Here is a 20,033-nt window from a genome sequence, read left to right as displayed (position 1 = left end):
AACCTTGCATTCTACCGCTTCTCGGCGACGAATTGAAGCAACTGGCTGACCAGGTCGGGCTGCGCCAGCAGGCGCGCACGCGCCGCCTGCACGCAGGCGCGCCAGCTCTCCAGCACCGTCCAGCCGGGCCAGATCGGGTCAGCCAGCAGCTCCATGCCGTTCCAGGCCCGGTGAAACGCCCGCAGCGAGGCCGGCGCCCGCAGCCAGTCCAGGAAGGCTTCGAGCTTGGCGTGGTGCGCGTCGTCGTGCTGCGGGTAGATCTGCCAGACCAGGGGCTGGCCGGCCCAGAGCGCGCGCACCAGCGAGTCTTCGCCGCGCACGAAATTCAGCTCGCAGGCCCAGAGCAGGTGGTCGTAGTCGCGCTGCGTCAGGCGCGGCAAGCGGTGCAGGCGGGCATGGCCTGTGTCCAGCCCCTGCGCCTGGGCGGCGCCGACGGCGTCGCCCGCGCGACCGGCGGTGACCAGCCAGTCGCTGGCAGTGTCTGCGCCAGCCTGTTGCAGCACAGCGGGCAGGGCGACGGGCTCGTAGCAGAACAGGCTGGCGCGTGGCCGCTTGGCGTTCGGCAGGCCCTTCGACGCCAGCCAGGCAGCGGCGTCGAAGGCAGCCTGCCGCACCGGCAGATCAGGCTCGCGCAGCAGCCCGCCGGTAGAGGCGCTGAAACCAGGGTAGAAAAACCACTTGCCCACGCCGCGCAGCGGCCCGCTGGACACCAGCGAGGGCAGGCCATGCGAGCGCTCCACATACGGCTGCGCGCTCATGTATTCGAGGTTGATCCAGACCGGATGCCGCTCGCCAGCAGCGAGCGCGGCGGCCCAGTGTTCCCGTGCCTGTGGCGGCGGGTGGCAGCCGAAGGTCTCGATCCAGACATCGGCCAGCGGAAGTTGCGCCAACAGGCCCGGCGCCAGCGGCGTGGTCCAGGGCAGCACGCGCACGCCGTGAACGCGGCCCTCGAGCGCGCCGGGCGCCATCCAGCGCAAGGCGCCGGGTTCGTCGATCCACAGCCGCACACGCTGCCCACGCGCCGCCAGGTCGGCGCACAAGCGCCAGCAGACACCGATGTCGCCCAGGTTGTCGACGACGTGGCAGAACACGTCCCAGGTCAGAGGCGGGGTGCGGTGCGGTGCGGTGGCGGCGGGCATGGCCTTGCAGTGGTGGGAAGATGGCGGTAATATAACAAGCGTTACAACGCCTCAGGTGCCACCATGACCACACTCAAACTCACCCAGATCGGCAATTCCGTCGGCCTGATCCTGCCCAAGGAGCTGCTGGCGCGGCTCAAGCTGGAAAAGGGCGACACGGTATTTGTGACTGAAGCAGCGCACGGCGTCAACCTGTCGCCGTACAACGCCGATTTTGAAACGCAAATGGACGCGGCGCGCAAGATCATGAAGGAGCGCCGACAGGTGCTGCGCGAGCTGGCCAAATGACGCTCATCTGGACATGGCTGGATCGGCAAGTGATGCTGGCCGTGCATGAGGAGCAACTGGCCGAACACGGCGGCGCCAGCGGTTTGCGCGACGAAGGTCTGTTCGACTCCGCGCTCAGCCGACCTCGCAACCTCGCTGCCTATGGCGAGCCCGATGCGGCGGCTTTGGCTGCTTCCTATGGCTACGGTCTGGCCCGCAATCATCCCTTTGTTGACGGCAACAAGCGGACTGCCTTCGTAGCGGTGGAGCTGTTTCTCTGGCTCAATGGACAGCAGTTGCAAGCCGACGATGCCGACTGTGTGTTGACCATGCTCGCCCTGGCCGCCGGCGACTTGCCCGAAGACAGCTTTGCCCAATGGCTGCGCGAGCGCGTGCGGCCGCGCCCGAGCTGAACCCCACATGAACAAAGAGCCATCGCCCGCCGCGCCCGACGCGGCGCCGGGCAGCGCCCCATTCCCGCACAGCGCCGTCTTGCTGGCCGAGGTGGCGGCCCTGCCGGGTCTGCCCGGCGTCTACCGCTATTTCGATGCGCAGGGCCAGTTGCTCTACGTGGGCAAGGCACGCCACCTGAAGAAGCGCGTCAGCAGCTATTTCCAGAGGAGGCACGACGGCACCCGCATCGGCCACATGGTGGGCAAGATCGTGCGCATGCAGACCACGGTGGTGCGCTCCGAGGCCGAGGCGCTGCTGCTGGAAAACAACCTGATCAAGACGCTGGCGCCGAAGTTCAACATCCTGTTTCGCGACGACAAGAGCTACCCCTATCTGAAGATCACCGGCACGCGCGAGACCTGCCGCAGCGCAGGTGCCAAGCCAATCCCGATGATCGCGTTCCCGCGCATGGCCTATTACCGGGGCGCGGTGGACAAGCGCCACAACTGCTACGGCCCCTACCCCAGCGCCTGGGCGGTGAAGGAAACCATCACGCTGCTGCAGAAGGTGTTTCGCCTGCGCACCTGCGAAGACACGGTGTTCGCCAACCGCACCCGGCCCTGCCTGCTGTTCCAGATCAAGCGCTGCAGCGGCCCCTGCGTGGACCTGATCGATAGCGAGGCCTATGGCCGCGATGTGGCGGCTGCCGAGCGCTTCCTGCGTGGCGAAACCCAGGCCGTGCTCGACGAGCTGGAGGCGCGCATGCGGGCGCACGCCGACAAGCTCGAGTTTGAGCAGGCGGCCGAGATCCGCAACCAGATGAGCGCGCTCTCGCGCGTGTTGCACCAGCAGGCGATGGACAACCTCTGCGACAAAGACGTGGACGTGCTGGCTGTCAGGGTGCAGGGTGGTCGTGCCTGCGTCAACCTGGCTATGGTCCGGGGCGGACGGCATCTCGGCGACCGGCCGTATTTCCCCGCCCACGTGGAAGACGCGACGCAGATTCAGGTCCTGCTGGAGGGTGACGAGGCGGTGAACGCAGACCCGGCTGAGCGCGTGGCGGTGCAGGTGCTCGAAGCCTTCATCGCCCAGCACTACCTGGGCAGCGCCATGCCGCACACCCTGGTGACCAGCCATGCTGTGGGCAGGCCGCTGCTGGACGCGCTGACCGAGCAAACCGGCGCCAGAATCAACGCGGTGCACCAGCCGCGCGAGCACCGCCGCATCTGGCTGGAGATGGCGCAGAAAAACGCCGACATCGCGCTCGCGCGCCTGTTGGCCGAAGAGGGCTCGCAGCAGGCGCGCACCCGCGCGCTGGCCGAGGCGCTGGGCCTGCCCGACGACGATCTGGACGGGCTGCGCATCGAGTGCTTCGACATTTCGCACACGGCGGGCGAATCGACCCAGGCGTCCTGCGTGGTGTTCGAAGGCCACAAGATGCAGAACGCGCAGTACCGCCGCTACCACATCGACGGCATCACCGGCGGCGACGACTGCGCCGCCATGCGCTTGGTGCTGCTGCGCCGCTACGGTCGGATCGCCGAGCTGCTGCGCGCCGAGTCAGCTCAAGCGCTGCGCACGGAGCCAGACGAAGCGCTGGCCAGCGCCGCTGCTGCAGAGGGAACAGCGTCTTCGACCGAAGGCAGCACCGACACCAGCTCCGGTCTGCCCACTGGACCGCGCATGCCCGAGCTGGTGCTGGTCGACGGCGGCAAGGCGCAGGTGAGCGTGGCGCGCGAGGTGTTCCAGCAACTCGGGCTGGACCTGTCGCTCATCGTGGGTGTGGAGAAGGGCGAAGGCCGCAAGGTGGGCCTGGAAGAGCTGGTGTTCGCCGACGCTCGCGAGAAGGTCTATCTGGGCCACGACTCGGCGGCGCTGATGCTGGTGGCGCAGATCCGCGACGAGGCGCACCGCTTCGCCATCACCGGCATGCGCGCGGCGCGCGCCAGGGTGCGCACCGGGGGCAGCAAGCTCGAAGACATTGCGGGCGTCGGACCGAAAAAGCGCGCGCGCCTATTGCAGCGCTTTGGTGGGGTGCGCGGCGTGGCAGCCGCCAGCGTGGCCGACTTGTGCAGCGTGCCGGGCATCTCGGCTGAATTGGCTGAAGCGATTTACCGCGCGCTGCGCTGAATGTCAGCCTCTGAGCCGCCGACGGCCTGATGCAACCCCGCGCTTACAGCGTGTCGATGAAGCTGCGCAGCTTGTCCGAGCGGCTCGGGTGCTTGAGCTTGCGCACCGCCTTGCTCTCGATCTGGCGGATGCGCTCGCGCGTGACGTCGAACTGCTTGCCGACTTCCTCCAGCGTGTGGTCGGTGCTCATCTCTATGCCAAAGCGCATGCGCAGCACCTTGGCCTCACGCGGCGTCAGGCTGTCCAAAATCTCTTTGACCACTTCGCGCAAGCCGGCCTGCATCGCGGCCTCGATGGGCGCGGTGTTGGCATGGTCTTCGATGAAGTCGCCCAGATGCGAGTCGTCGTCGTCGCCAATGGGCGTCTCCATCGAGATCGGTTCCTTGGCGATTTTCATGATCTTGCGAATCTTGTCCTCGGGAATTTCCATCTTCTCGGCCAGGATCGAAGCGTCGGGCTCAAAGCCGTGTTCCTGCAGGTGCTGGCGACTCAGGCGGTTCATCTTGTTGATGGTCTCGATCATGTGCACCGGAATGCGGATGGTGCGCGCCTGATCGGCAATCGAGCGTGTGATGGCCTGGCGAATCCACCAGGTGGCGTAGGTGGAGAATTTGTAGCCGCGCCGGTATTCAAACTTGTCCACCGCCTTCATCAGCCCGATATTGCCTTCCTGTATCAGGTCGAGGAATTGCAGACCGCGGTTGGTGTATTTCTTGGCAATCGAGATCACCAGCCGCAGGTTGGCTTCGATCATCTCCTTCTTGGCCCCGCGCGAAGTCGCCTCGCCCTGGTTCATGCGCTTGTGAATGTCCTTCAGGTGCGCCAGCGGCACCACCACGCTGGCCTGCAGCGCCAGCAGAGCCTGTTGCAGCTCTTGAATCGGCGGGATGTTGCGCGTCATCACCGCGCTCCAGGGCTTGCCAGCACTGGCCTGCTTTTCCACCCATTTCAGGTTCAGCAGGTGGGTGGGGAAGTCGGCAATGAATTTTTCCTGCGGCATGCCGCACTTGTCGACGATGATGCGGCGCAGTTCGCGTTCTTTTTTGCGCAGTTCATCGACCTGAGCGCGCAGCGAGCTGCACAGCTTTTCAATCGCCTTGGCGGTGAAGCGGATCGACATCAGCGTCTCGGTGATGGCCTTTTGCGCTTTTTGGTAGGCCGCGCCTCCGTAGCCTTCTTTGTCGTAGGTCTGGCGCAGTTGCTCGAACTGCGCGCGCATGGTGTCAAAGCGGGTCAGCGCCTCGCGCTTGAGTTCTTCGAGCTTGCGCGTCAGCGCCTTGGAGCCGCCCTTGCCGTCGTCGTCGTCGCCCTCATCGTAGTCGTCGAAGTCTTCTTCGGCCACGTAGTCGTCGGCCGCACTGGCATCGGCAAAACCGTCCACCACGGTCGAGATCACCACCTTGCCGCTGCGAATCTCGTCGGCCATCTGCAGAATTTCGGCAATGGTCGCGGGCGATTCGCTGATCGCTGCCATCATGTCGTTGAGGCCGCCCTCGATGCGCTTGGCAATCTCGATTTCGCCTTCGCGCGTGAGCAGTTCGACCGTGCCCATTTCGCGCATGTACATGCGCACCGGGTCGGTGGTGCGGCCAAATTCGCTGTCTACCGTCGACAGCGCGGCTTCGGCCTCTTCTTCGGCTTCTTCATCGCTGGCGGCGGTCGGACTCGTGTTGTTGAGCAACAGGGTTTCGGCGTCAGGCGTTTGTTCGTACACTGCCACGCCCATGTCGTTGAGCAGCGAGACCACCACTTCCAGCGTTTCGGCCTCGGCCAGTTTGTCGGGCAGGTGGTCGTTGATTTCACCGTTCGTCAAGTAGCCGCGTGTCTTGCCTAGTTTGATCAGGGTTTTCAGGCGCTCGCGCCGGGTTTTGGCTTCTTCTTCGGTCAGAACAGTCTCATCCAGGCCAAATTCCTTCATCAGCGCGCGTTCTTTGGCCTTGCTGACCTTCATGCGCAGCGGTTTGAGCTTTTCCTGCACCTGCACGGTGGCGTCAGAACCGTCGGCTTCAGTTTCGGGCTCGACCTCGCCGCTCAGCTCTTCCTCGAGATCGATCAGGTCGGCTTCGCTTTGCTCTGGCGCCGCCTGGGCCGCGCTTTGTGCTTTGCGCACGCGCGCAGCGGCTGGTTTTTTCGCCGCAGCGGTGGGAGCGGCGCTCTTTTTTCGGCTGACCGGGGGGGCTGCGGCCGCGCCCGGATCGGTCGGCAGCGCAGCCGGCTTGGCCTTGCCAGCCGCTTTGGGCTTGGCCGCAGTGGCGCTTTCTTTTTCGGCGGCAGCCAAGGCGGCTGCGGGCGCTGGTGCCGGGCTGCTGGACGTGCGGGGCAAGCTGGATTTCATCGTGGGCATGAAGACCTCAAAAGGGTTTCGTATCGCTGGGTGTCGGAACAACACACAAAAGGAGCCGGATGCAAGGCGGCTGATGCCGGTGCGCAGGGCGGGCCAAAGAAGCGCCGTTCGCGGTGAAAGGCGGGTCTGCAAGCGGGTGGGGCGAACATGTGGCGTGCAGTCCTTGCGGGGTTCCAGCAGAGCCGTGAATCTGAGGGGGCCAGGGCCCCGCAGTCAGGGGTCGGGCCAATGCCGCAGGTGCTGCGGTCGCAGTTTGCAACTGAACAACATGGGATTATACTTTTTCTCAGCCTGATTGAGTGTGCTTTTTTTGAGTTCGAATCCGGGCATGGAGTTCCTGCAGCCGCAAGCGCGCCTGCGGGTCGCTGTGTGCTTGCTCGGCCAGTGCCTGGCTTTGCAGTTCCCACTGGTCCAGTCGCAGCCGCGCCAGCACGTCGCGCAATTCACCGGCGTCGGCGTCATCGTTGCTGCCCAATAACTGCTCGACTTGCAGGTTGGCGAATGCTTCGTGGGTATGGCCGCGCAAGGCCTGACGCAAAGCCGCCCAGGATTGGGCGCCGTGCTCGTGCCGCTGCCCCTCGATCCAGGCAAACAGCGGTCCATGCGGGCTGGGCAATTGCCCCAGCAGCGCGTGCTCGTCGGCCGATAAGCTGTCCCAGGCGCCTGCGTGGGCCAGCAGCAGCCCGAGCGCACGGTCGGCCCGGCTGACCACGCCCCGGCGTGGGCCGCCGCGGGCCAAGGCGCCCGTTTTGTAGGGGCGCGCTGCTGATCGACTCTCGAGCGCCTGGCCGCTGGGTCGGCCGCTGGCCGCGGCGCTGCCTGGCTGCCAGAGTTGCAGCAGGTCGCGGCTGTCGAGTGCCACCCGTTCGGCCAGTTCGCCGATCAACAGGCGCTTCAAGGCGCCCTCAGGCAGCGCGCTCCACAGCGGACGGGCGGCAGCGGCCATGCGTGCGCGGCCTTCGGCGCTGGCGAGGTCGCAGCCGGCGCTGGCGGTCTCGATCAAAAAGCGCGACAAGGGCATGGCCTCTTGCACGCACTGGGCAAAAGCGGCTTGGCCGTGGGCGCGAATGAAACTATCGGGGTCGTGCTCGGGCGGCAGAAAAAGAAACTTCAGGCTGCGCGTGTCGCTGGCCAGCGGCAGAGCGGCTTGCAGCGCCTTGCATGCGGCGCGACGGCCGGCGGCGTCGCCGTCAAAGCCAAACACCAGCGCGTCGGTGAAGCGAAACAGCTTTTGCACGTGTTCAGCGCTGCAGGCGGTACCCAGCGCGGCCACGACGTTGGCAAAGCCGAGTTGGGCCAGTGCCAGCACGTCCATATAGCCTTCGGTCACCAGACAGTAGCCCGCACTGCGGATCGCGCTGCGCGCCTCGAACAGGCCGTAGAGTTCGCGTCCCTTGCTGAACACCGGCGTCTCGGGCGAATTGAGGTATTTGGGTTCGCCCTGGTCAATCACGCGCGCGCCAAAGCCAATGGTTTCTCCTTTAACGTTGCGGATCGGAAACATGATGCGGTCGCGAAAGCGATCGTAGCGCTTGCTCTGGCCCGGCGCAGTTGCCTCGCTCTCGTGGCTGACCACCAGTCCGGCTTCGACCAGCCGCGCATCGGCGTAGTCGGGGAACACGCTGGCCAGGTTGCGCCAGCCATCCGACGCGTAGCCGAGTAAGAACGTTTTGGCGATTTGGCCCGACAAGCCGCGCCCTTTCAGGTAGGCCACCGCGCGCGGCGCGCTCCTGAGTTGCTTGGCGTAGGCCAGAGCGGCTTTCTCCAGCAGCTCGGTCAAGCTGGCCTGCTGCTGGCGCTGTTGCGCGGCGCGTTCGCGTTCCAGCGGCGTGGCCGGGTCTTGCGGTACTTGCAGCCCGGCTTGTTGCGCCAGCTCCTGCACCGCTTCGACAAAGCTCGTGCCGGTGTGGGCCATCAGGAATTCAATCGCGTCGCCGCTGACGCCGCAGCCAAAGCAGTGGTAGAACTGCTTGCTCGGGCTGACGCTGAAGGAGGGCGATTTCTCGCTGTGGAACGGGCACAGGCCCATGAGATTGGCGCCGCCCTTTTTCAGCGCCACATAGCGGCCCACCACGTCGACCACATCGACGCGATTGAGCAGTTCCTGAATGAAGGTCTGAGGGATTAGCATGGCCGTTCGCTGGCAGCGAGCTTAACGCCCGCGACCCGTCGGCGTGGCGTCGGGTGCAACGGGCGAATCAGCGCGGTGCCAGCCGAATCGCGCCGTCCAGGCGGATCACTTCACCGTTGAGCATGTCGTTTTCGATGATGTGCTTGACCAGTTTGGCGTAGTCGGCCGGGGTTCCCAGACGGCTGGGAAACGGCACGCTGGCGGCCAGTGCGTCTTGCACGTCTTGCGGCATGCCAAACAGCATAGGGGTGCCGAAGATGCCGGGCGCGATCGTCATGTTGCGAATGCCGTTGCGGGCGAGGTCGCGCGCGATCGGCAGCGTCATCCCGACCACGCCGCCCTTGGACGCGGCGTAAGCCGCTTGTCCGATCTGGCCGTCATAGGCGGCCACGCTGGCGGTGGAGATCAGCACGCCGCGTTCACCACTGGCTTCGGGCTGGTTTTTGCACATCGCCTCGGCCGCCAGACGGATCATGTTGAAGCTGCCGACCAGGTTGACCATGAGGGTCCGGGTGAAGACGCCCAGCGCATGCGCACCGTTCTTGCCCACTGTTTTTTCTGCGGGTGCGATACCGGCGCAGTTGACCAGGCCCATCAGCTTTCCCATTGACCTTGCCTGGGCCACCACGGCCTGAGCGTCGGCTTCGCTACAGACGTCGCAGCGCACGAAGGCAGCGCCCAGCTCTTGTGCCAGCGCCTGGCCTTTTTCGACCTGCAAGTCGGCCAGCACGACGCGGGCGCCGTGTGCCGCAAGCAGGCGCGCCGCGCCTTCGCCCAACCCCGATGCGCCGCCGGTGACGATGAAAACCTTGCCTGGAATGTCCATGATTGCGATCTCTTGAAGCAAGGGCCGAAGGTTGTGTTTGCGTTTGCGTTTGCGATCGATTATGGATCGACAGCAGCGAGCGCTGATCGCCTTGGCCCATGCGCAGCGCATGGCCTTGGTCAAATTGACGTAAATTTTTCACGGTTTTGTCATCATTTCCACATATTCTGTTTTTTTTACCGCACAGGGGTTTTCATGATCGACAGTCACGACGAATTGCTGCGCCGCATCCAGGCCGACTTGCTCGACGGTTACGACGAAGAACTGGAAATGGAGCTGGAAGACCGCCCGTTTGGTGCCGCTTCAACCGAGATCGATAGCGCCGCACTGGCGCAGCAAAAACAAGAGCGCCAGAGTTATTTCCAACACCTGTTTCGCCTGCAGGCCGAGCTGGTCAAGTTGCAGGACTGGGTCGCCGCCAGCGGACACAAGGTGGTGATCATTTTTGAAGGCCGCGACTCGGCCGGCAAGGGCGGGGTGATCAAGCGCATCACGCAGCGGCTCAATCCGCGCGTCTGCCGTGTGGTGGCGCTGCCGGCGCCGAGTGACCGCGAGCGCTCGCAGTGGTACTTTCAGCGCTACGCGGCGCATTTGCCCGCCGCCGGTGAAATGGTGCTGTTCGACCGCAGTTGGTACAACCGCGCCGGCGTCGAGCGGGTGATGGGTTTTTGCAGCGACGAGCAGTACGAGGAGTTTTTCCGCAGCGTGCCCGAGTTCGAGAAAATGCTGGTGCGCTCGGGCATTCAGCTCATCAAGTACTGGTTTTCCATCTCGGACGAAGAGCAGCACCTGCGCTTTCTGGGCCGCATTCACGACCCACTCAAGCAATGGAAGCTCAGCCCGATGGACCTGGAGTCGCGCCGCCGCTGGGAGCTCTACACCAAGGCCAAAGAGCTGATGCTCGAGCGCACGCACATTCCCGAGTCTCCCTGGTGGGTGGTGCCAGCCGACGACAAGAAAAAGGCCAGGCTCAACTGCATCGCCCACTTGCTCGGGCAGATACCGTACCACGAGATCGAACGCCCTGGCATCACCTTGCCCGAGCGGGTGCGGCACGAGGGCTATCGCCGCCATCAGGTGCCGGGCGAAATCTACGTGCCGCAGGTGTACTGATGCGCCCGTGGCCGGCCCAGCCAGCAGATCGACAAAGCATAAAAAAAGGCCCGGGCCTGTTGTTCAGACCTGGGCCTTGCGGGGGGGCGTCAAGCCCCTGCGCCGCTTACTTGAAGCCGACCCGGTCCAGCATCTGCTGCACCTTGACCAGGTTGCGCGCCACCACGTCGAGCGGAATGTTCTCGACCTTGAAGTTGTCGCCACCGATGGCACTCAGCGCTGGGTTGTTGACCCTCACATTGCGGGCGGCGGCAAACTCGTTGTTGCCGTCGGCAAAGTGTTTTTGTGCAAACGGCGTGGCCATGAACTCCATGAAGGCAATGGCGTTGTCGCGGTTTCTGGCGTGGCGGGCGATGGCGCCGCCGGCAATGTTGACGTGCGTGCCGGTGGTGGCCTGGTTCGGGAACACCACACGCACCCGCTCGGCGACCGCGCGGTCGGCCGGATTGTCCGAGCGCATCAGGCGCGCCACGTAGTAGGTGTTGGTGATGGCCAGCGCACACTCGCCGGCTGCCACGGCGCGGATCTGGTCGGTGTCGCCGCCCCGGGGTGGGCGCGCCTTGTTGGCGACAATGCCTCTGAGCCAGGCTTCGCCGCGCTGGTCGCCAATGCGGTCGATCACGGTGGCGAAAAGAGAAATGTTGTACGGGTGCGAGCCCGAACGGGTGCAAATCATGCCGCGCAGCTTGGGATCTGAGAGCTGCTCGTAGGTGGCCACGTCTTCGGCGCGCAAGCGTTGCGGATCAATGGCGAAGACACGGGCGCGGGTGGAAAAGCCGGTCCAGGTCACGCCTTCTGGCGTAGGAGCGGCGCGCAGATTGGGTGGGATGGCGGCGTCGAGCCGGGCCGACCTGAACGGCTGGAACAGACCCTGGCTGTCGGCCAGCGCCAGCCGGGCGGCGTCGACCAGCAACACCACATCAGCCGGAGAAGCCGCACCTTCGGCGCGCAGCCGCGCCAAAATACCGGCATCATCGGACTCGATGCGGTTGATCCGTATGCCGGTGGTGCGGGTGAATTCATCGTACATCACGCTGTCGGCCTGGTAATGCCGGGCCGAATAGATGTTCAACACCTTCTCCTGCGCGTGCAATTGGCTCTGAAAGCCCAGCGCAGCGGCCACGGTGGCCACGATCATCGAGAATTTTGCAAATTTTCGCATGTCAATCTTTCGAGGTTGGTACAAACGGGTGCAAGCTGGCGCCGCATGCCGCCATGGGCGGTTCTACAATCAAACCGGTCATAATGATAACACAAACACGAATAGTTCTCACTAAGTATCTTGTTGTCTTCGCTGCCACGCTGCTGCTGAGTGCGTGTGCGGCGCTGCCTGGCGTGGATGCACCAGCCGTGCTTGCGCCGCCGCCGCCGGCTGCTGTCGATCCGGTGCTGCGGCCGCCGCGGCTCGGGCTGGCGCTGGGCGGGGGCGCGGCACGCGGTTTCGCGCACATCGGCGTGCTTGGGGTGCTCGAGCAAAACGGCATTCGCCCCGATTTGGTGGTCGGCACCTCGGCCGGCAGCCTGGTTGCGGCACTGGCCGCCAGTGGCAAGAGCGCAGCCGAACTCGAGCGCGTGGCGCTGGCCATGGATGAGGCGGCGCTGACCGACTGGTCCTTGCCCCTCATGGGGCGTGGCTTGTTGCGCGGTGAGGCGCTGGCGCGCTACGTGCGGCAGGCGGTCGATGGGCGTTTGATCGAAAACATGGCCATTCCGCTGGGCATTTTGGCCACCGACCTGGCCAGCGGAGATGGCGTGCTGTTTCGTCGGGGCGATACGGCGCAGGCGGTGCGCGCCTCCAGCGCGGTGCCGGGCGTGTTCACGCCGGTGCGCATTGGGGGACGCGATTTTGTCGACGGCGGCCTGGTCGCGCCGGTGCCGGTCAGTCAGGCGCGCGCCATGGGGGCCGAGCTGGTGCTGGCGGTCGACATTTCCAGTGCGCCTGCGGGCAACCAGGCCGAGGGCGGTTTGCAGGTGCTGCTGCAAACCTTTGCCATCATGGGGCAGAGTATCAACCGGCTCGAACTCGCTGGCGCCGATGTGGTGCTGCGCCCGGCGCTGGCCGGCGTGGGCAGTGCCGACTTCGCCGCGCGCCAGCGCTCGATTGCCGCCGGTCGTGCGGCCATGCAGGCCGCTCTGCCGCAACTGCGTGCCGAGCTGGCAAAGTGGCGGCCGCTGCGCGAGGCGCGGCCATAAAAAAAGCCCTCACGTTGCCGTGAGGGCCGAGCGCATCTGCGCAGACGCGCAAGAATCAGCGCTTCTTGGCCACCGTTTTCGAAGCGTCAACGGCAGAAGTGGTCACGGCGTTGAAGTTGGCTTCGGCCATTTCGGTTGCCTGCTTGACCGCTTTTTGCACCGACTCCATGGCGTTGCTGGCGGCAGAGACGGCGCTCTTCATCACGGCGACGGCGGTCTCGGAGCCGGCCGGCGCGTTTTTCGATGCGTTGTCCACCACGGACATGAAACGCTTTTGCATGTCGGCGTTCTGGGCTTCGGCGGCCTTGCTGAATTCGGCGCTGGTGCCAGAGGCGATGTTGTACAGATGGCGGCTGTAGGCGGCGGTTTTCTCAGCCAGTGGCTGCATCAGGCTGGCTTGCAGCGTCAGCAGTTCTTGCGCGTCCTTGACGCTGAGCATGGCCTGGGCGTTGTTGGCCGACTCGGACAGAGCGGCCTTGGTGGCTTGAACATTGAGTTCAACCAGCTTTTCCACGCCTTCGAAGGCTTTTTGGGTCAGACCGAAAAGGGTCTCGATGTTGGCTTTTTGGGCGGCGACGATTTGTTCGGCGGTCAGCATATTCATAACTCCAGAAAATTAGTCAAACAAGGGCCTGAAAAACAGGCTGTTGAGAGCCGCTATTGAACGCCGCGCTGTCTGGACGCTGTTGTCTTGGTTCGCTTTGCTGCACTGCAACAGGCACCGGATTATAGAGGTAAGCTTCAATGGCGCAAAGGTGTTTTGCAGAATTTTAGTCATCTAGATGTAACATTCTAAATGGGTGAACTGTCATCGTATCTGCATATTTCTGGTCCATACGCGGCGTCTCTTTTGATTTTTCCTGAGCCGATCGAAACAGGTGCCGATAAAAAACGTCTGACGTGGCGCTGGCGTAGCGCTATCGCCGAGGCGACCGGGTTGACCTCTCGGTGACCAGCAAGCCCGGGTCAGACAGGCACAATGCCAGGAGTTCGCCAAGCCCGCAGCCCCTGCCCGATTCGTTCAAGCACAGACCGGAGAAACTCTTGTGACACAAAACCCTGCATGCCAGCGCACGCCGATCGACGCCGCCAGCGTCGATGCGGCCATCACCAGCCGCATGTCGGCGCGCGCCTTTTTGCCCACGCCGGTGCCGCGTGCCACGCTGGAACATCTTTTGGCCGTGGCCAGCCGGGCACCCTCGGGCACCAACACCCAGCCCTGGAAGGTCTACGTGCTGCAAGGAGCCAGCCGCAGCGCGCTGGTCGACCAAGTCTGCGCCGCGCACGACGCCTTGCGCGCCGACCCGACGCTGGCAGCCCAGTACCACGAGGCATACGACTACTACCCAGAAAAATGGGTCAGCCCGTACATCGACCGCCGGCGCGAGAACGGCTGGGGCCTGTACGGCCTGCTGGGCATAGGCAAGGGCGACAAGGACAAAATGCACCTGCAGCAGCAGCGCAATTTTCGCTTTTTTGACGCCCCGGTGGGTTTGATGTTCACGCTCGACCGCGTGCTGGGACGCGGCTCGCTGTTGGATTACGGCATGTTTTTGCAAAACATCATGCTGGGCGCGCGGGCGCAGGGTCTGCACACCTGCCCGCAGGCGGCCTGGAACGTCTTTGCCAGCATTGTCTTGCCGCATGTCGGCGCGAGCGACCATGAAATGCTGGTCTGCGGCATGGCGCTGGGCTACGCCGATCCGGCGCATCCGGTGAACGGTTTTCACACGCCGCGCGAGCCGGTGGCGTCTTTCACCACCTGGATCGAATGATTCAAGCACGTTCAAGCACGTTCAAGCACAAGGATAAGGACAACACATGATCAGCACCGCAAGCGGCCTGCAATATGAAGACACCGTGATCGGTCGGGGTGAAGTCGCCCGCGCCGGTCGCCCGGTGCAGGTGCACTACACCGGCTGGATTTTCAGCAACAGCAGCCAGGGCGCTCAGTTCGACTCCAGCAAAGACCGCGGTCAGCCGTTTGAATTTACGCTCGGCGCCGGCCACGTCATCAAGGGCTGGGACGAGGGTGTGCAGGGCATGGCCGTGGGCGGCACGCGCCGCCTGCTCATTCCCGCTGCGCTGGGCTACGGCGCGCGCGGCGCCGGCGGCGTGATTCCCGCGCACGCCACGCTGCTGTTCGAAGTCGAATTGCTGGCGGTCTGAGCCCCATGCAAGCAGCGTCCAGGCCCGCCGTGCTGGTGGCGCGCGCCGTATTCCCGCAACTGTTGGCCTTGAGCAACGTGGTGCTCACACCGCACATCGTCAGCGCTACGCTGCGCACCCGGCTGGCGATGGCGCGGTTGGCGGCCGACAACCTGATCGCATTTCCGACCCAGGGCCGGGCGTTGACGGCGCTGAATACGCAGCCACTGCACATACCGGATCAGCCTTGATGGGCAGGACGCGCCGTGTTCAGCCGCCGCCTTGCCGCCGCCTTTGCCCTCCTGGCGCTATTGTCTTTTTTGCAAGGTTCATTGGCCTGGTGGGTTACCCATGCGGCCGAGCAGCGCGGTCAGCGCGGGCGGGTGGCGGGAGATGTGCTAAACGGCTTTCTGGAACTCGCGGCCAGCAAGCAGGTGTTGCGTGCCTGGTCTTTGCAAGTCCTGCTCGGTGTGCCGTACATACCTGGGCAGCAGGCGTTGCTTGGGCGCTCCATGCTGGACGGCGTAGAACGCTTGCAGGTTTTAAGTGTGCAAGCGCAGGCGCTCGATCGGCTGGCCGACATGGAGCGGCCCGAACATCGACTGCGCCAGCAGGACTTGCAGACCTTGCACCAGCATATTTTGGACGTCAATCTGGCCTTGTCCGGGTTGCCGGGCGGCGGCATCGAACAGCCCAGGCAAGCCTGGGCGGTACTGGATCGGGTGTTCGAATTGTCTGAAGGCAAGGAATTGCGCAGTCTGCTGACGCTGGCGATTGCCCGTGAAACGCAGGCCGTGCAGCGCGAGCGGCAGGCGACTTACCAGTCTTTGCAACGCATTCGGCAACTCTGGCTGGGCACCACCTTGCTTTTGTTGCTGCTGGCGCTTGCTTTGGCGGCCTACTTTGCCCGCTCACTGCGGCAACCCTTGGGTGCTTTGCAGGCCGGCGCCGACGCGCTCGCGGCCGGCGATCTGACGCATCGGGTGCCGCAAGACGGCGAGCACGAATTTGCCCGCTTTGCCCGCAGCGTCAACCGCATGGCCGACGAGCTGATCTTGCACCGCAGCCGCGAGGCGCAGACCCGGGGCGCCCTGGAAGCACAGGTGCGCGAACGCACCCAGGCCTTGCAGCAGGCGCTCGAGCGTTTGCAGGACTGGCAAGGACGCCGTCACCGTCTGTTGGCCGACATCAGTCACGAGTTGCGCACGCCCGCCACGGTGATACGCGGCGAAGCCGAAATTGCTTTGCGTGGGCGCCCCAAGACCTGGGACGAACAGCAGGCCACGCTGGGGCGCATCGCCGCAGCGGCGGCGCAGCTCTCGGGCGTGATCGAGGACTTGCTGAACATGGCGCGCAGCGATGTCGATAGCTGGTCAATCAAGCTGGCGCCGACCGATCCCTGGCCGCTGCTGCAAGCCGCGCTCGATCACGTGCGCGCACTGGCGGCGCAGGCCGGGGTTGGCATCGATGAGCCAGCGCCGTGTGAGACGACGGCCAGTTTGCTGGGCGACGCGCAGCGCCTACAGCAACTCATGCTCTTGCTGCTCGACAACGCCGTGCGCTACTCGCGGCCCCAGGGCCGGGTGCGGGTTGAGGTGACGCAGCAGACGCACGCCCATGGCACGCCGCACTGGTGTCTGCGCGTCATCGACCACGGTATCGGGATTGCACCCGAGGACCTGTCGCGCGTGTTCGAGCGGGGTTTTCGCAGTCTGGCCGCGCGACGGCATTGCGACGCCGGCAGCGGGCTGGGCCTGTCAATTGCCTGGGCGCTGGCGCGCCAGCACGGCGGCAGCCTGAACCTGCACAGCCAGCCGGGCGAGGGCACGACAGCCACCTTGTGTCTGCCCATGCTCAGCCAACGGGCATGACTTTGAAAGGCGCCCCAAAAAATGAAAGTCCTGCCCGTTCTCCCTCACCCCCAACCCCTCTCCCGCACACGGGAGAGGGGAGCGAAGTGAGTCGCGGCCCGACTCTCACGTTACCCATCAACTGCAACGAAACAGTCCGCATGAACATTTTGCTGGTCGAAGACGATGCCCGGGTGGGCGATTTTTTGCAGCGCGGCCTAACGGCCGAAGGCCACGTGCTGCGCTGGGCGCGCAGCGGCGGCGAGGGCGAGGCGATGGCGCGCGCTTGGTATCCGCAGACGCGCGAACTCCAGCAGCCCAGCGTGATGCTGCTCGACCTCATGCTGCCGGACATGGACGGACTGGCGCTGTGCCAGACCTTGCGCGCTGGCGGCGTGCAGTGGCCGATTCTGGTGCTCAGCGCGCTGGGCGAATTGCAAGACCGGCTGGCCGGCCTTCGCATGGGGGCAGACGATTATTTGGTCAAGCCGTTTGCCTTTGAGGAGTTGCTGGCGCGAATCGAAGCGCTGGCGCGGCGTTCGCGCGATCAGCGCGTGGGTGCCGCGCGCCACTTGCAAGTCGCTGACTTGTGCTTTGACCGCGAGCAGATGCGTGTGCGCCGCGGTGCCACAGAAATAAAACTAACCGCCAAAGAGCTGGCCCTGCTGGAACTCTTCATGACGCACCCAGGGCGGGTGTTCAGCCGCGAACGCATTCTGGCGCAGGTCTGGGGTGCGCACCAAGACCCGCTGACCAATGTGGTCGACGTCTACATCCGCCGCCTGCGCGCCAAGGTCGACGAAGGCTTCGAGCCGGCCCTCATTCAGACCTTGCGCGGGCTGGGCTACCGCATGCAGCAAGACGCAGCGCTCAGTTCGTGACCGGCAGCGAGGAGTGGTGCAGCACAATGCGCAGGCGGCCCTGGTCGTCGCGCAGATAGCCCCAGGTCTTATCGACCGTGGTGACCTTGCCGTTGCGGTCCGTAATCATGACGTTGCCCATGGTCTTGGCGATGTTGCCTTGCAGGTGCATGGCGACGTTGCGAATTTCCACTGAACGCCAGCCATTGAGGGCAAAGCCGGTGTCGTTCGGAAAATTCGGGTTGTGACCGACGAAGTAGGCCAGCGCGCCTTCGCGTGTGGTGCGAAAAGTGTGCGGCGCCGTGGTCAGCGTTGGCTTGAACAAGACCGGGCCCAGTTGGTAGGCGTAGGCGGCGTCCAGTACCGCGTTGGCGGTGGCGGTGGCTTTGGCTATGCCGCCGGTCTCAAAGTCTGTGGCAATTTGCACCAACGCATTGCCCCAGGCGCGCTGTGCGGCCAGCACTTCGGCGGCGGTGATGTTCGTGCTCAGCGTCGGCATGGCTGCGGCCGGGCTGAGCGCGGGTGCTTTGGCGACGGCGGCACTGCAACTCAAAACGAGCAGGGCGGCCAGACTGAGTGGGCGGATGGCAAAGGGCGGGTGCATGCGAAAGACTCCATTTGTTGCTGGGTTGAAGGCATCGGCCGATAGAAAGATGTGTTGCAGCCGATACCGGGGTATTGGACCCCCTTGATCTGAAGCCGACCTGAAGCGCGCATGACCAGGCGCTGAACACAAGATGAACCGCGCATGACAGCTCATGCTAAATCCGGCGCGTAGCGCTCTCACCCAGCAGGTGAGTGCCTTCGTGGTCAAAAAAATGTGTGTAAGTGCCTGACCGGGTGCTCGTTTGGCTCCTGTGCGTCGGCTGTCTGCTGAGGCGGGCCCGATGCTCGCTGTGCTTGGCTTGGTGCTTGGCCTGTCGGCCTGCGGCCAGCCGACACCGCAGGCAGCGCTCAAAGTGGGTCTGAGCAACTGGGTCGGCCACGACCCGCTGGTGCTGGCGCGCGAGCAGGGTTTTACAGATGCGGGAAATTAGAATCTGACCCCGATTTCTCCCCCCGAGTTGTGGTAACGTACCTACATTTTTAATCCAGGAGCTACTCATGAGTATCACCACTCTATCCAGCCGGGAGTTCAACCAGGACGCCGGCAAGGCCAAGAGAGCGGCGCAATCCGGGCCAGTGATCATCACCGACCGGGGTCGCCCGGCGCATGTGTTGCTGACGTTTGAAGACTACAAACACCTCACCCGCCAGCACTCCCGGATCGCCGATTTACTGGCCATGCCCGAGGCGCAAGACGCCGATTTTGAGACACCGGCCATGCGTGAGCTGGCTCAAGCGGCCGATCTGAACTGATGTACCTGCTTGACACCAATGTCGTTTCCGAGCTGCGCAAAGTCCGCGTCGGCAGAGCAGACGCCCGTGTCTGCGCGTGGGCCGACAGCGTCGAGGCCAGCGATCTGTATCTCTCGGTCATCACCCTGCAGGAGATTGCAATTGCTGTCTTGTTGGCCGAGCGGCGCGACCCTGTGCAGGGCGAGGCCCTGAGAATTTGGTTCGAACACCAGGTACAGCCAGCGTTTGACGGCCGTGTACTGCATGTGGACAGCGCCATTGCCCTGCGCAGTGCGCAACTGCATGTACCGGACCCCCACCCGGTACGTGACGGCCTGATTGCTGCCACTGCCTTGGTGCATGGCATGACCGTCGTCACCCGCAACGCAGCCGACTTCGCGCCCACAGGCGTGGCCGTGCTCAATCCCTGGGAATTTGGAATCTGACCCCGATTGTTGCCGCAGGGCCGGATCAATAAGGAAATTGGAATCTGACCCCGATTGCCACAAGAAACATCCGTTCGGGCTGAGCCTGTCGAAGCCTTCTTGCGATATGTATCAACCACTTATGGCGCAAACCCTTTGAGATAATCGGAATCTGACCCCAATTGCCCCTCCGTTCGGGCTGAGCCTGTCGAAGCCTTCTTTCACGCAAGAAACATCCGTTCGGGCTGAGCCTGTCGAAGCCTTCTTGAAGATAATCGGAATCTGACCCCGATTTCACCCCCGGTTTTATTGATCCGGCCTGGTGAAGTATCAACCGTTCGCCCTGAGCCAGTCCTCAAAAAGGGAGCGCCATTGGCGCCCCCTTGGCTTGTGCGAGTTGGGAAAAAATTACCTGCATTCAGCCGGAGCGAAACGCGCTTGCAGCGAACCCGCAACCGCGCCAGTAAAGGGCCCAGCATCAGCACCGTGGGCCAAGCAGCGCCATACAACTGGCTCCCCCAGGGGGGTGAAAACTGTAGCCCCACTAGGCAGATTCGTCCCGATCGGGGATTGCGGGGTAAAGATGAGCGTCCCGCCGCCAGCGGCATCGGTAGTGGTAACCGTGATCGCGCCGGTGTCGGACGCAATCACAACGCTTGCCACGTTGCGTGTCGGGGATGGTGCTGTGAAGCCTGTTGCATAGCCTTCGGGGTTGGCTCCCGGGTTGCCTGACGCCAGTATGTCTGCCACGTGGATTTTGGCCGCCGAAGCCGCCATTAGACCTTCCGCCACACGGGCACGCACCGTGAAATCTTGGTAAGCCGGCAGCGCCACAGCAGCCAGAATACCGATGATGGCCACCACGATCATCAGTTC

Annotated in this window: 20 protein-coding genes and 1 pseudogene; 13 read left to right on the top strand and 8 right to left on the bottom strand. The window is 64.1% G+C overall.

The features are described 5' to 3' along the window. Positions 1 to 11: 11 nt before the first annotated feature. Positions 12 to 1,139 (bottom strand): elongation factor P maturation arginine rhamnosyltransferase EarP, encoded by a 1,128-nt coding sequence (earP, locus tag EST26_RS08620; RefSeq protein ID WP_291067049.1) that lies wholly within the window; start codon positions 1,137 to 1,139, stop codon positions 12 to 14. Between the two features lie 63 nt (positions 1,140 to 1,202). Here earP and EST26_RS08615 point away from each other — a divergent pair, with 63 nt between their 5' ends. Genes EST26_RS08615 through uvrC form a run of 3 tightly spaced genes read left to right on the top strand, consistent with a single transcriptional unit; the run spans position 1,203 to position 3,929 of the window. Beyond that, entirely contained in the window at positions 1,203 to 1,427 is a 225-nt protein-coding gene (locus EST26_RS08615) for an AbrB/MazE/SpoVT family DNA-binding domain-containing protein (protein ID WP_291067047.1), read from the top strand. After that, positions 1,424 to 1,819, top strand: a complete 396-nt coding sequence (locus EST26_RS08610; protein ID WP_291067045.1) for a type II toxin-antitoxin system death-on-curing family toxin — start codon at positions 1,424 to 1,426, stop codon at positions 1,817 to 1,819. The genes EST26_RS08615 and EST26_RS08610 overlap by 4 nt, the downstream gene beginning before the upstream one ends. Positions 1,820 to 1,826: 7 nt before the next feature. After that, positions 1,827 to 3,929 (top strand): excinuclease ABC subunit UvrC, encoded by a 2,103-nt coding sequence (gene uvrC / locus EST26_RS08605; RefSeq protein WP_291067044.1) that lies wholly within the window; start codon positions 1,827 to 1,829, stop codon positions 3,927 to 3,929. 43 nt (positions 3,930 to 3,972) lie between these two features. Here the strand turns inward: uvrC and rpoD are convergent, their stop codons facing one another. From rpoD to EST26_RS08590, 3 genes are all read right to left on the bottom strand, one after another. After that, positions 3,973 to 6,273, bottom strand: coding sequence for an RNA polymerase sigma factor RpoD (gene rpoD / locus EST26_RS08600; RefSeq protein WP_291067043.1), 2,301 nt, complete (start codon positions 6,271 to 6,273; stop codon positions 3,973 to 3,975). 286 nt (positions 6,274 to 6,559) lie between these two features. Next, the gene (gene dnaG / locus EST26_RS08595) at positions 6,560 to 8,404 is read right to left on the bottom strand and encodes a DNA primase (protein ID WP_291067042.1); all 1,845 of its coding nucleotides are present in this window, start codon (positions 8,402 to 8,404) and stop codon (positions 6,560 to 6,562) included. A gap of 67 nt (positions 8,405 to 8,471) precedes the next feature. After that, complete coding sequence (locus EST26_RS08590) at positions 8,472 to 9,230, bottom strand: 3-hydroxyacyl-CoA dehydrogenase (RefSeq protein ID WP_291067041.1); 759 nt, start codon at positions 9,228 to 9,230, stop codon at positions 8,472 to 8,474. A 195-nt stretch (positions 9,231 to 9,425) separates the two neighbouring features. Between EST26_RS08590 and ppk2 the strand changes: the two genes are divergently transcribed. Beyond that, the gene (gene ppk2 / locus EST26_RS08585) at positions 9,426 to 10,343 is read left to right on the top strand and encodes a polyphosphate kinase 2 (RefSeq protein WP_291067039.1); all 918 of its coding nucleotides are present in this window, start codon (positions 9,426 to 9,428) and stop codon (positions 10,341 to 10,343) included. A gap of 106 nt (positions 10,344 to 10,449) precedes the next feature. Here the strand turns inward: ppk2 and EST26_RS08580 are convergent, their stop codons facing one another. Beyond that, a complete protein-coding gene (locus EST26_RS08580) occupies positions 10,450 to 11,505 on the bottom strand; it encodes an extracellular solute-binding protein (RefSeq protein WP_291067037.1) in 1,056 nt (351 codons plus the stop codon). A gap of 188 nt (positions 11,506 to 11,693) precedes the next feature. Between EST26_RS08580 and EST26_RS08575 the strand changes: the two genes are divergently transcribed. Further along, positions 11,694 to 12,536: a patatin-like phospholipase family protein gene (locus tag EST26_RS08575; protein ID WP_366474621.1), complete on the top strand. Its 843-nt coding sequence runs from the start codon at positions 11,694 to 11,696 to the stop codon at positions 12,534 to 12,536. Between the two features lie 55 nt (positions 12,537 to 12,591). Here EST26_RS08575 and EST26_RS08570 read toward each other — a convergent pair whose 3' ends face one another. After that, positions 12,592 to 13,134: a phasin family protein gene (locus EST26_RS08570; RefSeq protein WP_291067033.1), complete on the bottom strand. Its 543-nt coding sequence runs from the start codon at positions 13,132 to 13,134 to the stop codon at positions 12,592 to 12,594. Positions 13,135 to 13,654: 520 nt separating this feature from the next. Here EST26_RS08570 and EST26_RS08565 point away from each other — a divergent pair. The 5 genes and pseudogenes from EST26_RS08565 (at position 13,655) to EST26_RS08545 (ending at position 17,415) form a co-directional block, all read left to right on the top strand. Beyond that, the gene (locus tag EST26_RS08565) at positions 13,655 to 14,311 is read left to right on the top strand and encodes a nitroreductase (RefSeq protein WP_291067126.1); all 657 of its coding nucleotides are present in this window, start codon (positions 13,655 to 13,657) and stop codon (positions 14,309 to 14,311) included. A gap of 46 nt (positions 14,312 to 14,357) precedes the next feature. Next, positions 14,358 to 14,705 (top strand): FKBP-type peptidyl-prolyl cis-trans isomerase, encoded by a 348-nt coding sequence (locus EST26_RS08560; RefSeq protein WP_291067031.1) that lies wholly within the window; start codon positions 14,358 to 14,360, stop codon positions 14,703 to 14,705. 47 nt (positions 14,706 to 14,752) lie between these two features. After that, positions 14,753 to 14,935 (top strand): annotated as a pseudogene (locus tag EST26_RS08555) (D-glycerate dehydrogenase); the annotation flags it as partial. Positions 14,936 to 14,950: 15 nt separating this feature from the next. Next, a complete protein-coding gene (locus EST26_RS08550) occupies positions 14,951 to 16,555 on the top strand; it encodes a HAMP domain-containing sensor histidine kinase (RefSeq protein WP_291067030.1) in 1,605 nt (534 codons plus the stop codon). A 140-nt stretch (positions 16,556 to 16,695) separates the two neighbouring features. Then, complete coding sequence (locus EST26_RS08545; RefSeq protein WP_291067029.1) at positions 16,696 to 17,415, top strand: response regulator transcription factor; 720 nt, start codon at positions 16,696 to 16,698, stop codon at positions 17,413 to 17,415. Here EST26_RS08545 and EST26_RS08540 read toward each other — a convergent pair. Beyond that, positions 17,405 to 17,998 carry a hypothetical protein gene (locus tag EST26_RS08540; protein WP_291067027.1) on the bottom strand — a complete coding sequence of 198 codons (594 nt, stop codon included), beginning with the start codon at positions 17,996 to 17,998 and terminating at the stop codon, positions 17,405 to 17,407. The genes EST26_RS08545 and EST26_RS08540 overlap by 11 nt on opposite strands. A gap of 283 nt (positions 17,999 to 18,281) precedes the next feature. Between EST26_RS08540 and EST26_RS08535 the strand changes: the two genes are divergently transcribed. The 3 genes from EST26_RS08535 (at position 18,282) to EST26_RS08525 (ending at position 19,178) form a co-directional block, all read left to right on the top strand. Continuing rightward, positions 18,282 to 18,431, top strand: a complete 150-nt coding sequence (locus EST26_RS08535; protein ID WP_291067025.1) for a hypothetical protein — start codon at positions 18,282 to 18,284, stop codon at positions 18,429 to 18,431. Positions 18,432 to 18,498: 67 nt separating this feature from the next. Beyond that, complete coding sequence (locus EST26_RS08530) at positions 18,499 to 18,753, top strand: type II toxin-antitoxin system Phd/YefM family antitoxin (protein ID WP_291067024.1); 255 nt, start codon at positions 18,499 to 18,501, stop codon at positions 18,751 to 18,753. Then, on the top strand, positions 18,750 to 19,178 hold the full coding sequence (locus EST26_RS08525; protein ID WP_291067124.1) for a type II toxin-antitoxin system VapC family toxin: 429 nt from the start codon (positions 18,750 to 18,752) through the stop codon (positions 19,176 to 19,178). Before EST26_RS08530 ends, EST26_RS08525 begins: the two co-directional genes overlap by 4 nt. A 387-nt stretch (positions 19,179 to 19,565) precedes the next feature. Here the strand turns inward: EST26_RS08525 and EST26_RS08520 are convergent. Then, positions 19,566 to 20,033: pilin (locus EST26_RS08520; RefSeq protein WP_291067023.1), on the bottom strand; the 468-nt coding region annotated here is incomplete at its 5' end.

Source organism: Hydrogenophaga sp., assembly GCF_014773545.1.
Taxonomy (GTDB): domain Bacteria; phylum Pseudomonadota; class Gammaproteobacteria; order Burkholderiales; family Burkholderiaceae_C; genus Hydrogenophaga.
Note: the sequence above shows the minus strand (reverse complement) of the source record. Positions and strands in the feature narration are given on the sequence as shown.

Coding starts and splice junctions, on each gene's coding strand:
- earP (WP_291067049.1), bottom strand. CDS start 1,139: ATGCCCGCCGCCACCGCACCGCACCGCACCCCGCCTCTGACCTGGGAC.
- EST26_RS08615 (WP_291067047.1), top strand. CDS start 1,203: ATGACCACACTCAAACTCACCCAGATCGGCAATTCCGTCGGCCTGATC.
- EST26_RS08610 (WP_291067045.1), top strand. CDS start 1,424: ATGACGCTCATCTGGACATGGCTGGATCGGCAAGTGATGCTGGCCGTG.
- uvrC (WP_291067044.1), top strand. CDS start 1,827: ATGAACAAAGAGCCATCGCCCGCCGCGCCCGACGCGGCGCCGGGCAGC.
- rpoD (WP_291067043.1), bottom strand. CDS start 6,273: ATGCCCACGATGAAATCCAGCTTGCCCCGCACGTCCAGCAGCCCGGCA.
- dnaG (WP_291067042.1), bottom strand. CDS start 8,404: ATGCTAATCCCTCAGACCTTCATTCAGGAACTGCTCAATCGCGTCGAT.
- EST26_RS08590 (WP_291067041.1), bottom strand. CDS start 9,230: ATGGACATTCCAGGCAAGGTTTTCATCGTCACCGGCGGCGCATCGGGG.
- ppk2 (WP_291067039.1), top strand. CDS start 9,426: ATGATCGACAGTCACGACGAATTGCTGCGCCGCATCCAGGCCGACTTG.
- EST26_RS08580 (WP_291067037.1), bottom strand. CDS start 11,505: ATGCGAAAATTTGCAAAATTCTCGATGATCGTGGCCACCGTGGCCGCT.
- EST26_RS08570 (WP_291067033.1), bottom strand. CDS start 13,134: ATGCTGACCGCCGAACAAATCGTCGCCGCCCAAAAAGCCAACATCGAG.
- EST26_RS08565 (WP_291067126.1), top strand. CDS start 13,655: ATGTCGGCGCGCGCCTTTTTGCCCACGCCGGTGCCGCGTGCCACGCTG.
- EST26_RS08560 (WP_291067031.1), top strand. CDS start 14,358: ATGATCAGCACCGCAAGCGGCCTGCAATATGAAGACACCGTGATCGGT.
- EST26_RS08545 (WP_291067029.1), top strand. CDS start 16,696: ATGAACATTTTGCTGGTCGAAGACGATGCCCGGGTGGGCGATTTTTTG.
- EST26_RS08540 (WP_291067027.1), bottom strand. CDS start 17,998: ATGCACCCGCCCTTTGCCATCCGCCCACTCAGTCTGGCCGCCCTGCTC.
- EST26_RS08535 (WP_291067025.1), top strand. CDS start 18,282: ATGCTCGCTGTGCTTGGCTTGGTGCTTGGCCTGTCGGCCTGCGGCCAG.
- EST26_RS08530 (WP_291067024.1), top strand. CDS start 18,499: ATGAGTATCACCACTCTATCCAGCCGGGAGTTCAACCAGGACGCCGGC.